Below are 14808 nucleotides of genomic sequence, written 5' to 3' on the forward strand. Positions count from 1 at the left end.
AACCGTCGGCCGGGACGGTTTGCGTCCCCATGGTTCCTGAGTAGGAGCGCTCAGGCGATCGCACTGGTGTGCCCGTAGCGTCCGGCCCATGTACAGAGACCAGTCCTCCTCCGCCGGAGCCCGGCGGGTGGGCATCACGGCGGTCGGCTCGTACCTGCCCGAGCGTGTCCTCGCCTCCGAGGAATTGCAGAGAGGCGTGGCGGAGTCGAGCGGACTGCCGCTGCCACCGCGCATGCTGGAGCGGGCCACCGGCATCCTGACCCGCCGCGTCGCCGCCGACGGCGAGTACGCCTCCACCCTCGCCGCGGCCGCCGCCCGGACCGCGCTCGACCGTGCCGGGCTCACGCCCGCCGACATCGACCTGCTGCTGTTCGCCTCCGCCAGCCGCGACATGGTGGAGCCCGCCACCGCGCACATCGTCCAGGCCGAACTCGGCTCCCGCGCCCACGCCCTCGACGTGACGAACGCCTGCAACAGCTTCGTCAACGGCATCGACACCGCACACGCCATGATCCTCGCGGGACGGGCCCGCCGCGCCCTCGTCGTCACCGGCGAGACGCCGAGCCGTGCCGTACGCCACCGGCCCGCCGACCTCGGCCAGTTCCGCGACGGCTTCGCCGGCTACACCTTCGGCGACGCCGGGGCCGCCGTCGTCCTCGAACCGGTCCCGGCCGGCGGCATCCTCGACGTGGACACCGAGACCCGTTCCGAGCACTGGCCGGTCGGCGGCATCTTCGGCGGCGGCTCGCGCCATCCGCGCGAGGAGGAGCACACCTACTTCCACGGCGACGGCAACGAACTGCGCGACGTCTTCGAGAAGGTCGGCACCAGCGTCCTGGACCGCGTCCGCCACCGCACCGGTCTCGGCTGGGACGACTACCGCCACGTCCTCGTCCACCAGGTGACCCTGCCCTATCTGGAACGCTTCCGGGAGATCACCGGCGTGCCCGAGGACCGGCTGGTCGTCACCGTCCCGGAGACGGGGAACATCGCCTCCGCCACTCTCGGCGTCCAGCTCGACCGCGTCCACGACGGTCTGCGGCCCGGCGACCGCGTCCTGTTCGTCGGCCTCGGCGGCGGCGTCAGCATCACCACCATGGTCTGGGAGAAGGCATGACCGGCCTCTGGGTCGTGGTACCCGCCCATCAGGAGGCCGCCCGCGTCGGCGCCACCCTCGACGCGCTAGCACGGCAGCACGACCGCGACTTCACCCTGGTCGTCGTCGACAACGCCTCCACCGACGGCACCGGAGACATCGCCCGCGCCTTCGCCCGCCGCGCCCCCTTCCCCGTGCACGTCCTCGACGAGCGGGAGAAGGGCGTGGGCTGCGCGGTCGACACCGGCTTCCGGTACGCCGTCCGGCACGGCGCCGTCCTGATCGCCCGTACCGACGCCGACTGCCTCCCGCACCGCGGCTGGACCGCCGCGGCCCGCGACGCGTTCGGCCGGGGCGCCGGGCTGGTCTGCGGGCGGATCGACGCCCGCCGGGACGAGCACGGGCCGTTCGGCCGTGCCGCGTTCCGTGCCGCGGTCGCCGTCGCCGCCCTCTTCGGCCGGGTCCGTCCCGCCCACCACCGGCGCCACGGCTACCTCGCGCCGTACCGGATGCACGCCGGGAACAACATGGCGATCACCGCCCGTCTCTACGAGGCCGTCGGCGGCATGCCCCGCCGCCCCTCCCCCACCGACCGGCTGTTCCTCAACCGCGTCCGGCGCCACACCACGGCCATCGTGCACGCCCGCGGCATGGTCGTGGAGAACTCCACCCGCCGCCTGCACGCCTACGGCCTCGTCGGCACCGCCCGCTGGTACCTGGACCGGGGCCCCGGCCGTCACGGGGAGGACCCGCGCTGATGCTCGACGCCCTCGCCCACACGCTGCGCCGCGCCGGCCACCGGCCCGCCGTCCTCGGGACCACTCGAACCGGAACCATACGCACCAGGGCCACCTGCGGTGATCTCGCCGACCTCGCCGACGCGTACACCGCCGCCCTGCACGCACGCGGCATCGGCAGCGGCGGCACGGTCGGTGTCGCCGTACGTCCCGGACCGCGCGCGCTCGCCGTCATGCTCGCCGTGCACCGGCTCGGCGCCCGCGCCGCCGTGCTCGACCCCGGCGCGGGGCCCGATGTGCTGCGGGCCCGGCTCGCCCTCGCCCGCCCGGACCTCGTCCTCGCCGACGCCACCGCGCAGGCCGTCGCCGGATGGGCCCGGCCGCTCGCCCGGCGCGCCCGGCTCGCCCTGCCCGACCTCGCCGAGCTCGGCCCGGTGGCCACGATCGGTACCCGGCTGCCCGGCAGCGCGCCCGCCCTGGACCTGACCGCCCGGCCCGGCCGCCCGCCCCGGCCCCGGGACGAGGACGGCGACGCGGTCATCGTCTTCACCTCCGGCACCACCTCCCGCCCGCGCGCCGTCGTCCACACCCGCTCCTCGCTCGCCGCCGGAATGAGCACGGTCACGAAGCTCGTGCGGCCGGAGCCCGGCCGTCCCGTCCTGGGCGGCACCTTCTTCGTCCTCGTCCCGTCGCTGGCGAGCGGCACGCCCGTCGCGCTGCCCGCCCGCTCGTCCCGTGTCCTCGCCCGGCAGCTGCGCCGCCTCGACGCGCAGGCCACCTATCTGACGCCACCTCAGCTCCGGGCGGCCCTCGCCGAGGGCGCGCGGTTCACCGGGCGGGTGTGGACCGGATCCGCGCCCGCGAGCACCGGCCTGCTCACCCGCGTCAAGGAGAGCGGCGCCGACGAGGCGTGGGGCGTCTACGCCCTCACCGAACTGTTTCCCGCGGCGGCGGTCGAACAGGCCGAGAAGGCGGCGTTCGGCGGCGACGGAGACCTCGTCGGCGCGCCGCTGCCCGGCGTGGAGGCCAAGTCCGGCGGCGACGGCGAACTCCAGCTGTCCGGCCCCGCCGCCCGCCACCGCTATCTCGGCGAGGACCCCGATCCGTGGATCGCCACCGGCGACCGGGCCCGCCTGGACGACGGCCGCATCGTCCTGGAGGGCCGCTGCAAGGACATGGTGCTCCGTGGCGCGGAGAACATCTACCCGGGCCTGTACGAGCCCGGTCTGCACGTGCCCGGCGTCGAACTCGCCCTGCTGGTGGGGGTTCCGGCCGCCGACGGCGACGAACGTCTCGTCGCCGTGGTGCAGCCGGCTCCCGGCGCCGACCGCGCCCGCCTGCGCGCCGCGCTCGCCGCCCCGCTCTCCCGGATGGGCACCGCCCGCCCGGACGCGCTCCTCCTCGCGGACATCCCGCTCTCCGGCCGCTCCCGCAAGCCGGACCGTGCTGCGGCCTCGCGCCTCGCCGCCCGACAACTGGCCGCCCGCACGCGGAGCGCCGCATGAGCCCGGCGCGCACCGCGCCCCGCGGAACTCCCCCTTGCTCCCCGGGCCGTGACCGGTCGGCCGCCCGACCGGCCTGTCCCCGCACCGCCCCCACGACAGGAAGCGACCGGATGAGGCCCGATCCACCGCCGTTTCCACCGCCGCGGGCCCGGGGCGCCCGGCGGACCCTGCCGGGGTACCGGGACCGCCGGTACCTGCCCGCCGACGACCGTGAGGTGCACGTCCGTTGACACCCCGACCGCCCACCTCCGAGAGCCGGGCCCGCCGCCGGGACCGCCGGGTCTACACCCGCGCGCACCCCGTCCTGTTCGCCCTGCTGGCCGCGACCCGGCGCCGACCGTCCGTACGCCTCGGCACGACCGTACTGGTGCACGGCACCGACGCGTACCGTCAGGTGCTCACCCATGTGCCGCTGGACCGTACTGCGGCGGGCACCACCGGCGGCGCGGCCCGCGAACTGTCCGGCGCGGGGCTGATGTTCGACCAGGAGGGCGACCACCACCGCAACACCCGCCGCGCGGTCGCGCAGGGGCTGGGCGGGGCGGGCACGGAACGGCTGCGGCCGGTGTGGCGCACGGTCCTGAACCGGCACCTCGCGCCGCTGGACGCGGGCCGTCCGGTCGATCTGGTGCCCGCCGCACAGGAGTTGGCCGGGGCGACCGTGTGCGCGCTGCTCGGCACGGGGCCGGGCACCGATCCGACCGCACTCGCCGTGGCCGCGGGCGAGGCCGCGGCAGCCGCCGTGCGCGACCACCTGCCCGGTCCCCGCCGCCCGGGGAGCGCCCGGCCCGCCGCCGCTGCCGCCGCCCGTCTGGAGGCCCTGCTCGCCACCGATGACGACGACGCGGACGACGGTCTGCGGGCCATGCTCGCCGTCGCCGCCGTCAACACCACCGTGGCGGCGCTGCCCCGTGCCGTCGCCCGGTGCGCCGACGCGGGCCTGTGGGACCAGGCGGCCGACGATCGGCTGAGACCGTCGCTGGTCACCGAGTTGTTGCGGGTCACCGCGCCGTCGCCGCTGCTGCCGCGGGTCGCCGCCGCCGACGCGACGGCCGACGGCTGCCCGGTACGGGCCGGGGACCGGCTGGTCCTGGTCGCCCGGCACGCGGCCGGTGCCCACGACATCGCACCGGACGCGCGGCGACCGGTGGCGCCCGCCGTGTCCCAGCTCGTCTTCGGGGCGGGGCCGCACGCCTGCCCCGGCGCCCGACTGGCACGGGCCCAGCTCGACGACGTCCTTGCCGCCCTCGCGCCGCACCGGCCCGTCGTGGTGCGGGCCCGCGTGGACCGGCGGGCCGCCCTGCCGGGCTGGCGCACCCTCGCCGTACGTGCCGCGACCGCCGCGGAGGACCGATGACGACGATCGCGGTGACCGGGGCGAGCGGCTTCTGCGGCTCCCACGTGGCCGCCCTCGCCGCCGCGCGCGGGGCCGATGTCCTGTGCCCGGGCCGCCGAGCGGGACCGGTGGGCCGCCATGTCCCGTGGGACGCCGCGTCGCACGCACCCGACCTGCGCGGCGCCGATGTCGTGGTGCACTGCGCGGCGGCCGTCGGCGACCCCGCACCGGGTTCGCCCACCGAGGCGGTGATGCGTGCCGTCAACATCGACGGCACGGCCCGGCTGCTGGAGGCCGCGGCGGGCCGGCCGGTGGTGTGGGTGAGCAGTTCCAGCGTGTACGCACCGGGTCGCGGACGCTGCCTGATCCGCGAGGACCATCCCGTCCGCGGGCAGCTCAACGCGTACGGGCGCACCAAGGCGGCGGGCGAGGCCCTCGCGCTCGCCGCGGGCTCCGTGGTGCTGCGCCCGCGTGCCGTCTACGGCCGCGGCGACCCGCATCTGGTGCCCCGCATCCTCGCCCGGGTCCGCGCGGGGCACCTGTTCCTGCCGGGGGACGATGTGGAGCTGAGCCTCACGGCGGTGGAGAACCTCGCCGATGCCTGCCTCGCCGCTCCCGGCTGGCCGCCCGGTGCGTACAACATCGCCGACCCGGCCCCGTACCGGCGCGACGCAGCGGTGCGGGAGGTGCTGCACGCGCACGGGGTGGCGGCGCGCATCCACCACCTGCCGCTCCCCGCGGCCCGGGGCGCGGCCGTCGTGGGCGAGGCACTGGGCCGGTTGCGGCCGCATGCCGAACCGCCGCTCACCAGGTACGCCGTGGACCAGCTCGCCCACACCGTGGTGCTCGACGTCTCCAGGGCCGTCGGGCAGGGCTGGGCGCCCTCGCGGGAGCTGCGCGACTACACCGCGGACCTGGCCGCCGCCCGCGGCCGGACCGGTCCGCCGTCGGCCGCCCCCGGACACACGCCGGGCGACTGATCCGCCGGGCGGCCGGTCCGGGTCCACGGGGGGCCGACCGGGCATCAGGGGTGTTCCGCGGTCGGGGTGTCACCGGCACCGATGTGTTCGTCGTACCACTGCGGAACGGTAACGGTGCCGGACTCCCAGTCCCTGCGGAGAATCGCGTATCCGACCGCGTCGTGGACCGACCCGTCGGCCCCGGGCCAGGCATCGCGGTGATGCGCCTCCTTGACGTATCCGCAGCGCCGGAACGTCCGCCGCATCGCCACGTTGTCCTGCCGGGTGTTCCCCTCGATCCGCCGAACCCCCGGGAACTCCTCGAACACGTACCTCGTGATCCAGGTCAGGGCGCGGTGGCCGTAGCCACTCCCCCGGAACCGGGTGGCGATCCGCAGGTCGAACAGCGGGGTCGGGTCGCCCAGATCCATCAGGCGGACCAGCCCGACCACGGCATCCCGCACGGCGTCGTCCGCGACGATCCAGAAGGTCCGGTTCTCCTCGCTGTCGTACCTGCCCTCGGCAATCCCTCGCCGGACCTGATCCGCGTCGACCACCTCCGAGCCGTGGAACGGCCAGGTGTCCTCGGTGAGGAAGTCGACGAGGGCAGCCTCCTCCGAGGGGTCCGAAGAAACGCATCGACGGCAGAGGATCTCCATGGCCGGACTCCAAGTGTTGTCGGATCATGACTCAGGCGGCACGGGGCCACGGCCAGGCGGGGCAGACAGGAGACGGCGCCGACCCGGGCGAGCCCCCGGTAGGCGTCGACCTCCTCCCACGGAGTGCGGTGGCCCGACGCGAGCAGAACGTTACGCGCCCGCACGATGTCGTCCTGATCGATTTCCCCCACCTGATTCATGACGGCGGTTCCGGACGCCTCCGAAAGGGCCGAACAAGCCTGGCGACCTGTGCCGTTCGTCCTACGAAAAGGACCTCTGACCTGTCATGACGGGTGCGCCATCGCCTTCCGCGGAAAGGCTGGCGACACACTCGGCCGCCTCCCCCGTGTACGTGGCGGATCGGCCCCGTTCTCGCTGCGCATAATCCACCCGCAGCGCAATCCGACGGCTGTCATACCGGTCGCGACCTAACGTGACGTCATGGAAATCGCTCGGATCACCCCCACCATCTGGCAGTTCCGGTTCCCCGTCGGCCACGTCCACCTCATACGCCTGCCCGATGGATGCGCCCTGATCGACACCGGTGTGCCGGGGTCCGCCCCGGCGATTCTGGACGCACTCGATCGGCTCGGCCACCGCCCCGAGGAGGTGCGGCAGATCGTCCTCACGCACTCCCATCTCGACCACATGGGTTCGGCGGCGGACCTCGTCGCGGCCACCGGCGCCCGCGTCCTGGCCGGGGCGCCGGACGCCCCGTTCATCCGCGGCACCGCGCCGGAGCCCGCGCCGGTGCACACGGCCACGGAGTACGTGCTGCACAAGCAGATCACGGCGGGGCTCGCCGATGCAGACCTGCCCCCTCTGAAGCATGTGGCGGTGGACATCGAGCTGAGCGACGGCGACACCCTCGACGGCTGGGGCGAACCCGTCCACGTCCTGCACGTCCCCGGCCACACCCCGGGGAGCATCGCACTCCATCTCCCCTCCAGCGGCGTGCTGTTCCCCGGTGACAACATCGCCACCGAGGACGGCCGGGCGATCCTCGGCCCGTTCAACGTGGATCGGCGCCGGGCCATCGCCTCCTTCCGGCGGCTCGCCGCGCTGGACGTGGAAACGCTGTGCGTGCCCCACGGCCTGCCGCTGACGGAGAACGCGAGCGCGGTGCTCCGGACGGCCGCCCCCGAGAACGACTGGGTGTGAGACAGGGGGGTGCCATTCGGATCCGGGGCCGGGACGGCGATGGCCTTCGGCACGCGGTGATACCTGGCTGCACGGTGATGCCCACCGGCATGGCGGCACCCGGCTGCACGGTGATGCCCACCGGCATGGCGACGCCCGGCGATGCGCCCGCTCGGGGGCGGGCACACCACCGGGCGCATGGTCCGCCCTGCCGGGGCACTTCACCCGGGCCGCTCGAAAGCGGCTCGGGGAAAGGCTCAGAAGACGAACGGTCCGGGTGTCTGGGCGGACTTGGCGTTGCACGTCGCGGTGATGCCCATGACCACGACCTTGAGGGACTTGGCCTCCAGACTGTCCCCGGAGGCGACCGTTCCGGTGAGCGGGCCCGTGGACACGGGGCTGCCCGCCGGAATTGCGGGGTTGGCGTTGCCGGTGAACGCCACCGAGCCGGAGCCCTTGTTGGTGAGCGTGAGCGTCGACTTCACCGAGTTCGCCCCGACGTTGATCGGCGCGGTGATGGCGGAGGTCGAGAGGTTGATGGTCGCGGACGTGCCGCTCTGGGTGGCCGTGAGGGTCGCGCTGCCCGAGCCGTACAGGCCGCAGTCGAAGGAGATGGTGGCGGTGGTGGGGTTGACCGCGCCGGCAGTGGGTGCCAGCGCGAGCGCGCCCGCGGCGAGAACGGAACAGATCCCGACTCGCCGTATGCCATGCCTCATGATGGTTTGGCCCTTCGTGTGGGGGGGATTACCGGCGCCGGATCGCCGAGGGCGCCGGACCGTCACATATCGCTGACGCACCGTCAGCGATATGACTTCCCCATTGAGGCACGCCCCCCTTGAGACAACAAGGCACATCTCCATGATTTTTGACATGCTACGGCCAATTTGGAGCGTGCCGCGAGCCGTCCGTGGGCGTGAGCAGGCGGTTGACTCGTCCGGGGTGACCGGTGAATGCCGACCCGGCCCAGGTGTGGGCAGGCTCGGACTGCGCCGCCGGTGCTGAAGAGGCGCTGGTGGCGGCGGTGTACCGGGCATCGATACGCGTACACAAGTACACGGCTCCCGAGGTGCGACGGCAGTTGCCGGCGCTGGACGCCGCCCGGTACGGGGCACCGGAGCCGGCGGCGGAACTCGCTGCGGTGAAGGCGGGCGACGAGCCCGACGCCGAGTGGCGCGCGGAGTGGGCCACCGCCCTTGACGAGCACCGGAGTCGGTGGGGCCACAAATGCCGTGCCGTCGGTCCGGTTCCGCTTGACCTTGACACGTTGACAAGGTCTTCACTGCGGCCAAGGAGGTGATCCTCATGATCACGCCGAAAGAGGACACGACCACGATGCGAGCGCTCCAGGGGCTGGCGAACAGCAACTCGTCGGTCAGACTCCAGGCAGCACTGGCGGTCGGTACGGCCCCGGACCCGGCGTTCATCACCGGGCTCGTCGAGCGATGCGCGATCGAGCCCGAGTTCTACGTGCGTGAAATGCTGACCTGGGCGCTCACCCGGCACGCGGCATCGATGACGGTCCCGGTCCTTCTCGACGAGGTCCGCTCGGAGCGTACGCAGGCACGGAGCCAGGCGTTGCACACGCTGTCCAAGATCGGGGATCGGCAGGCATGGCCGGTGATCACACCGGCGCTGCTGTCCGACGCCGACGACGAGGTGGCCCGGAGCGCCTGGCGGGCGGCGGTCGTGCTGGTGCCCGAGGGTGAGGAGCACGAGTTGGCCCTAGTGTTGGCGACGCAGCTCGGGCGCGGCGAACGCGAGACGCAGCTGAGCCTCAGCCGGGCGCTGATCGCGCTCGGGGAAGTGATGCTGCCGGCACTGGGCGCCGCGACGACGGATCTCGACCCTCGCGTGCGCACGCACGCGATCGCCACGGAACGGCTGTGGCGCGACCCGGATGCCGGCTTCGAGTTCGCGATCGAGGAGGCGAAGCGCGTCGTGGCTCTCGGCGGGGCCGGCCAGGAGGGGCAGTAGGAAGTGCTGATCGGTGATGTCGCACGGCGGTCCGGGGTGAGCGCCCGCATGCTCAGGCATTACGAATCGCTCGGACTGGTGCGACCGACGGACCGTACCGGTTCCGGCTATCGGGAGTACTCCGGCGAGAACATCCGGCGCATCTTCCACATCGAGAGCCTGCGGTCGTTGGGGTTGTCGCTGCGCGACGTCGGGCGCGCACTCGACGACCCCGACTTCGCGCCCGGGGAACTCGTCGACGACCTCATCCGCCAGACGCAGGACCGCATCGCGGCGGAGACGGAGTTGCTCACGCGACTCCGTCGAATCGGTGCCGCGGAACCCGCCGGCTGGGAGGACGTCCTCCAGATCGTCGCGCTCCTCCAGGCGTTGGGGTCGAAGAGCGCGGGGGCACGGCAGCGCGCGGCCCTGTCCGCGGTCGACGACGTCGCCGTGCCGGTGGAGGCTCTGGTGGAGGCCGTGCTGAACGAGTCGGACCCGAACGTCGCCGGGGCCCTTCGTTGGGCTCTGGCGCGATCGGGCGAGGACGGACCGGCACTGCTGGCGAAGGGCCTCGCCTCACCGGCGGCCGAGGTACGGAAACGTGCCGTCCAGTCCATCGCCGAGTTCCCGAACGGTGAGGCGACCGCCCTGTTGCAGGAGGCCCTCACGAACCCCGATGCCGCGGTCCGCGGATACGCGGCTCTGGCGCTCGGGGCACGTGGGGTGGCCGACGCGGTCCCGACGCTCGTCGACATGGTCGTCGGGGAGAGGAACGACGTCGACGCGGCCGATGCGCTGGGCACGCTGGCGAGTGATGCCGTACTGGCGGATCAGATCGTTGCGGGGCTCGTCGACCGCCTCGCCCGCAGCGCCCCCGGATCGTCCGCACGCCGACGGCTGACCCAGGCGCTCGCGGACATCCCGGGGATGTCGGCGTCCCGTGCCCTGGCAGATCTGTCACATGACGAGGACCGTGTCGTCGCGCTCACCGCGGCATACATTCTCAAGCTGCGCGACGCGCGATAGCCGCGCGGCCAGGACGCGGCCCCGGTCCGAAGAAGTCGATGTCGCGCTCGAAGAACACGGAGCGGGCATGGGCGGTGCAGAAGCCCAGAAACGTCTTCTCGCGCTGCTGACGGCTGCGGCGTTCATCGCCGATCGGATGAGGGCGCCGGCTCGTGCTCGCATCGAAGACGATGGCGCTTCCCCGGAGTTGACGAGCGCAATGGAGAAACTCACGGCTCCACAGATCACAGACAGCATCAATCGGGCACTCGAGACGAACTCTTCCCTGCTCGACGAAGAGACATCGGCCGAGTTCATGAAGATCTTCGGAGGAGGCCGAATCGTTGCTGGCCGGTATGTACCGCTGCAATACGAAGAGATCAGAGAGGCACTGCGCCTGACTGGCGGCCGAGGGCTGTGCCGCCGCTGCTCCCGCAGGTTCGTTTCCACGTCTCCGCCAGCAGCCGGAATCGGCGCACCACACCCGCTGTTTTGCTTTGAAGAACCTTCAGTTTCCGCGAACTCGCGAGGGTGAGGGTACTGAACGTGAATGCGTGGGGTCGGTCGGAGAGCGGCGCGGTCGTCGTTGTCTCTTTGGGCACTGACGACCCAGGCGTCATCAGTGGACGATGGACACAATCTGGCACGCGGCTTCGGCGAGTCGGCGCTCTCCCCGGACGCGGGCCAGGCCCAGGGCAGTGACGGGATCGATGCCACGTGTGCACAGGCGCCAGGCGGTTTCCGTATCCAGGAACACCGATGCGGTCGGCCGACCGCTGGGCGGTTCGCCCAGTGACCAGCGGTCCACGGTGGCGGTGGCGGTCCACCTGCCGCCGGCCGGCCCCTCGACGATCACTTCGATCTGGGCCCCGACCGGTGCTGTCGCGTTCCGCAGGGTATGAGGCAGGGCCCGCATGAAGGTGTCCAGGACCGTGGACAAGGCATGCGGTTCGGGGTCGGTGTCGCGGCCGATGGCATGTCGGAGCTGCTGCCGGTGGGTCCAGTACTCGGTGAACTCCCGGGCGATGTCCAGCCATCCTGGCGCCGGGTCGACTCCCGCCCATGACACACCCAGGGCGGGCGCTTCGAGATCGGCAGTGGCACATCGCTCGGCGAGCTGGATCCCGGCCGCCTCCAGCGCATCGACGAGCGAAACGGGGCTGTCCCCGGCATGGAGGTCGACCCATTCCTGATTGGTGCGGTGGATGAACGCCTCCAGCGTCTCTCCCTGCATGAAGGCACCCCGGGATCCGCCTGGGCTACGACCGAGGCGGCCGCGGTAGCCGCCGAGGAGATGGGCGGCAAGGTCATGCACAGTCCAGCGCGGGAGCACCGTCTTGCTCCAGTCAGCGGGCCGCAGGCCACGCAGGGTGTCGACCAATGCCTCCAGCTCGGGACCGAACAAGAGGCGAGCGTCGATCGGATCGCCCAGCCAGGAAGTACCGGATGTGCCGTTGGATTGGGAACTCATGGTCAAAGCCTGTCAGCCGGAAGCCTCGGTCTGCCATTCAATACCCCGCCGTGGTACGGGCTCGTGCCTCAGCCGTCCGGGATCAGACCGGTGCCGCCCAGTCAGCCTTCGACCATGTCGGGACCGCTCCACCGGCCGAACGCCCACCCGCGGCGCGGCGGCTACCGCCGAGTTCTTCCGCCCGCCTTCGTAGCGGCGATCGAGGAACCTCGGAACGGAAACCGGCACCGAGCCCGTCGCAGGCCTGAGAGCGTTTTGGCCTGCTCGGGGCGCTCGGCCCGGTCCTCCACGCCCTCGTGCTGTTTCGAGACGCGGTGCACGGACGCCGCCGAGGCGTGAAACCGCGGGCACCGTCGTGGGGTGAGCGGTCCGGGACACCGTGCTCCGCACTACCGGGCCCGGCGGTCGGGGGCGGGGGCGCGCGGTCGTAGGCGCTCCCCCTGCGGCCCGAACATGATCAGGTATTCGACCGGTCCGCCGGGTCCGGCGTTCGCGACTCCGTGGGCGGTGCGGGCGTCGAACTCGGCCACGTCCCCGGCACTCAGGACGAGGTCCTGCTCTCCGAGCGCCAGCCACAGCCGCCCATACAGGACGCACAGCCATGCGTACCCGTCGTGGGAGACCTGCCGCGGCCGCGTCGGCGGCGCGTCGACGGCGGGCAGGACGTGCTTGTGGGCGTGCAGGCCCCCCACGTACCGGGTCAGCGGCAGCACCGCCTTGTCGTCGCCGGGACGCTGCGGCGTCGGGGTGCGCGGACCGGCCGGGGCGGCGGGTGCGGTGCCGGCCAGCTCGTCCAGGGAGATGCCGTACGCCTTCGCGAGTCGCAGCAGCACCTCCAGGGTCGGCTTGCGTCGGCCGGTCTCGATCCGTGACAGCGTGCTCGGCGAGATGCCGGTCGCGCGGCCGACGTCGGTGAGTGTGGCGCCGTGGCGCTCGCGCGCGGTCCGCAACCGGGGGCCCATGGCCGCCAGTGTGTCGGCTGTGCCGTCGTCCGTCATCATCGCCCCGCCCTCTCCGGCCGTGCCGCCGCCACCGCCCTGTCCTGCCAGTTTGCCGGGACGGCAAGGGTGCTCGCACCAAATGGCCGCCGCGCCGCATGATCGGTGGGCAACCACGGCCGCCCGCGAACCGAGGAGAAGCGATGCACCGACCCACGCCGCCCGCCGACCTGCGCCACCGCACCATCGAGGCACCCGCCGGGCGCCTGCACCTGGTCGAGCAGGGCACCGGACCGCTGGTCCTGCTCGTCCACGGCTTCCCCGAGTCCTGGTACTCCTGGCGCCGGCAGCTCCCGGCCCTCGCGGCGGCGGGGTACCGGGCCGCGGCGCTCGACGTGCGCGGCTACGGCCGCTCGTCCAAGCCGGCCGCGACGGACGCCTACCGGATGCTCGCCCTGGTGGAGGACAACGTCGCCCTGGTGCGCGCCCTGGGCGAGGAGAGGGCGGTGGTCGTCGGGCACGACTGGGGCTCCAACATCGCGGCGGCCTCCGCCCTGCTCCACCCCGAGGTTTTCCGCGCCGTCGGGCTGCTGAGCGTCCCCTACGCGCCGCCCGGCGGTCCCCGCCCCACCGACGTCTTCGCCAGGATGGGCGGCGACCAGGAGTTCTACGTCTCGTACTTCCAGGAGCCCGGCCGGGCCGAAGCGGAGATGGAACCCGACCTCCGGGGCTGGCTCGCGGGCTTCTACGCGGCCATGTCCGCCGACACCATGCCCGGCCGGGGCGAACCCGACCCACACTTCGTGGCCCGCACCGGCGGCCTGCTGCGCGACCGCTTCCCCGACGGCAAACTGCCCGCGTGGCTGACCGAGGACGACCTCGACGTGTACGCCGGGGAGTTCGAGCGCACCGGCATGACCGGGGCTCTCAACCGCTACCGCAACATGGACCGCGACTGGGAGGATCTCGCCCGGTACGGCGGCGCCCCGATCAGGCAGCCGTCCCTGTTCATCGGCGGCGCGCTGGACGCTTCCACGACCTGGATGGCCGACGCGATCGACGCCTACCCGGCCACCCTCCCCGGCCTGGTCTCCTCCCACATCCTGGACGGCTGCGGGCACTGGATCCAGCAGGAGCGTCCCGAGGCGGTCAACCGCCTGCTGACCGCCTGGCTCGCCTCCCTGCGGGACTGAATCGTCGGACACGAACGGCCGGCCCTCGCCGATCCGCTCGGCGGTCCTCCCGACGGACAAGCCCTTTACCCTACTTTCTTCACAACCCGATTCCGTACCGGCGCGCCCCGGAGCCGGGGCCATGCGCCGCCGGACGCTTCCTGCCGTCGGGCACGACCGACCCGCCCGTGTTGTACGACCGCCCCCGGCCGTACAACACCCTTCCGTCCCGGTCCGGAGTTCCGGTTGCGCAGTTCCGGTACGAAGGCGGGGACGGTTGCCCGTCGGCCGCTGTCGTACCGGCTACGAACCGGCCGGGGCCGCGGAGATCTCGGTCCCCCGCTGTGAGCGCGGGGTCTTCTCGCCGACCTTGTTGGGCTGGATGGTCCGCGGGTCGACGGCTTCGCCGGGTGCGCCCTGCCGGTAGACGCCGTCGGGGTCGGAGTCCCGGTCGTGAGGCAGGAGGAAGAACACCCGGCGACGGTAGAGACCGCTGTCCGGGTCGGCCTCGGCGGCGGCGTCGAGCTCGACGTACCCGATCATGCGCCCGTCGCGGGCGTAGCGGGGTTTGCTGCGCCGACGGGGGGTCTTGTCCAGGGCCTGGCGGACGTAGTCGAGGTGCTCGGTGTCTTCCAGCCACACCACGTGGGCTTCGTGGGTGAGGTCGCCGTCGGTCAGTAGCGAGCTCATGGCCACGACCTCTCCTTCGTCCGCGTGCACCAATCCGGATGGTGCCTGAATGGTGTGCCGCTCTTCCTCTGTGGGGGCCGCGCCGTTCTCCGTACGGAGGCGTGTGCCCGGTGGGCCGTGCCCCCATCGTAGAGGGGGTCCCGG

General features: G+C 72.9%; 15 protein-coding genes. 10 read left to right on the forward strand and 5 right to left on the reverse strand.

Annotated elements, in window-relative coordinates; genetic code table 11:
* Positions 1 to 88 precede the first annotated feature (88 nt).
* From ACFC79_RS15790 to ACFC79_RS15810, 5 genes are all read left to right on the forward strand, one after another.
* Positions 89 to 1117 (forward strand): 3-oxoacyl-ACP synthase III family protein, encoded by a 1029-nt coding sequence (locus tag ACFC79_RS15790; RefSeq protein ID WP_376240244.1) that lies wholly within the window; start codon positions 89 to 91, stop codon positions 1115 to 1117.
* Complete coding sequence (locus tag ACFC79_RS15795; protein ID WP_376240247.1) at positions 1114 to 1854, forward strand: glycosyltransferase family A protein; 741 nt, start codon at positions 1114 to 1116, stop codon at positions 1852 to 1854. The genes ACFC79_RS15790 and ACFC79_RS15795 overlap by 4 nt, the downstream gene beginning before the upstream one ends.
* A complete protein-coding gene (locus ACFC79_RS15800; protein ID WP_376240250.1) occupies positions 1854 to 3338 on the forward strand; it encodes a class I adenylate-forming enzyme family protein in 1485 nt (494 codons plus the stop codon). The genes ACFC79_RS15795 and ACFC79_RS15800 overlap by 1 nt, the downstream gene beginning before the upstream one ends.
* Positions 3339 to 3564: 226 nt before the next feature.
* Positions 3565 to 4695 carry a cytochrome P450 gene (locus ACFC79_RS15805; protein ID WP_376240251.1) on the forward strand — a complete coding sequence of 377 codons (1131 nt, stop codon included), beginning with the start codon at positions 3565 to 3567 and terminating at the stop codon, positions 4693 to 4695.
* Positions 4692 to 5654 (forward strand): NAD-dependent epimerase/dehydratase family protein, encoded by a 963-nt coding sequence (locus ACFC79_RS15810; protein ID WP_376240254.1) that lies wholly within the window; start codon positions 4692 to 4694, stop codon positions 5652 to 5654. The genes ACFC79_RS15805 and ACFC79_RS15810 overlap by 4 nt, the downstream gene beginning before the upstream one ends.
* Before the next feature lie 44 nt (positions 5655 to 5698).
* Here the strand turns inward: ACFC79_RS15810 and ACFC79_RS15815 are convergent, their stop codons facing one another.
* On the reverse strand, positions 5699 to 6292 hold the full coding sequence (locus ACFC79_RS15815) for a GNAT family N-acetyltransferase (protein ID WP_376240257.1): 594 nt from the start codon (positions 6290 to 6292) through the stop codon (positions 5699 to 5701).
* Positions 6293 to 6733: 441 nt separating this feature from the next.
* On the opposite strand from ACFC79_RS15815, the gene ACFC79_RS15820 reads away from it, so the two are divergent.
* Positions 6734 to 7453, forward strand: coding sequence for an MBL fold metallo-hydrolase (locus ACFC79_RS15820; RefSeq protein WP_376240259.1), 720 nt, complete (start codon positions 6734 to 6736; stop codon positions 7451 to 7453).
* 236 nt (positions 7454 to 7689) lie between these two features.
* Here ACFC79_RS15820 and ACFC79_RS15825 read toward each other — a convergent pair whose 3' ends face one another.
* On the reverse strand, positions 7690 to 8148 hold the full coding sequence (locus ACFC79_RS15825; protein WP_376240261.1) for a hypothetical protein: 459 nt from the start codon (positions 8146 to 8148) through the stop codon (positions 7690 to 7692).
* Positions 8149 to 8734: 586 nt separating this feature from the next.
* Between ACFC79_RS15825 and ACFC79_RS15830 the strand changes: the two genes are divergently transcribed.
* The 3 genes from ACFC79_RS15830 (at position 8735) to ACFC79_RS15840 (ending at position 10928) form a co-directional block, all read left to right on the forward strand.
* Positions 8735 to 9406 carry a HEAT repeat domain-containing protein gene (locus ACFC79_RS15830; protein WP_376240264.1) on the forward strand — a complete coding sequence of 224 codons (672 nt, stop codon included), beginning with the start codon at positions 8735 to 8737 and terminating at the stop codon, positions 9404 to 9406.
* Between the two features lie 3 nt (positions 9407 to 9409).
* Positions 9410 to 10414: a HEAT repeat domain-containing protein gene (locus ACFC79_RS15835; protein ID WP_376240267.1), complete on the forward strand. Its 1005-nt coding sequence runs from the start codon at positions 9410 to 9412 to the stop codon at positions 10412 to 10414.
* 67 nt (positions 10415 to 10481) lie between these two features.
* Positions 10482 to 10928 (forward strand): hypothetical protein, encoded by a 447-nt coding sequence (locus ACFC79_RS15840; RefSeq protein ID WP_376240269.1) that lies wholly within the window; start codon positions 10482 to 10484, stop codon positions 10926 to 10928.
* 84 nt (positions 10929 to 11012) lie between these two features.
* Here ACFC79_RS15840 and ACFC79_RS15845 read toward each other — a convergent pair whose 3' ends face one another.
* Positions 11013 to 11864, reverse strand: a complete 852-nt coding sequence (locus ACFC79_RS15845; RefSeq protein WP_376240271.1) for a maleylpyruvate isomerase family mycothiol-dependent enzyme — start codon at positions 11862 to 11864, stop codon at positions 11013 to 11015.
* 389 nt (positions 11865 to 12253) lie between these two features.
* Positions 12254 to 12862, reverse strand: a complete 609-nt coding sequence (locus ACFC79_RS15850; protein WP_376240648.1) for a helix-turn-helix domain-containing protein — start codon at positions 12860 to 12862, stop codon at positions 12254 to 12256.
* A 143-nt stretch (positions 12863 to 13005) separates the two neighbouring features.
* Here ACFC79_RS15850 and ACFC79_RS15855 point away from each other — a divergent pair, with 143 nt between their 5' ends.
* Complete coding sequence (locus tag ACFC79_RS15855) at positions 13006 to 13995, forward strand: alpha/beta fold hydrolase (protein ID WP_376240274.1); 990 nt, start codon at positions 13006 to 13008, stop codon at positions 13993 to 13995.
* Between the two features lie 282 nt (positions 13996 to 14277).
* Here the strand turns inward: ACFC79_RS15855 and ACFC79_RS15860 are convergent, their stop codons facing one another.
* Complete coding sequence (locus ACFC79_RS15860; RefSeq protein WP_376240276.1) at positions 14278 to 14664, reverse strand: DUF6009 family protein; 387 nt, start codon at positions 14662 to 14664, stop codon at positions 14278 to 14280.
* Positions 14665 to 14808: the final 144 nt, after the last annotated feature.

Origin of the sequence: Streptomyces sp. NPDC056061, from assembly GCF_042266885.1 — a bacterium.
Classification (GTDB): Bacteria; Actinomycetota; Actinomycetes; order Streptomycetales; family Streptomycetaceae; genus Streptomyces.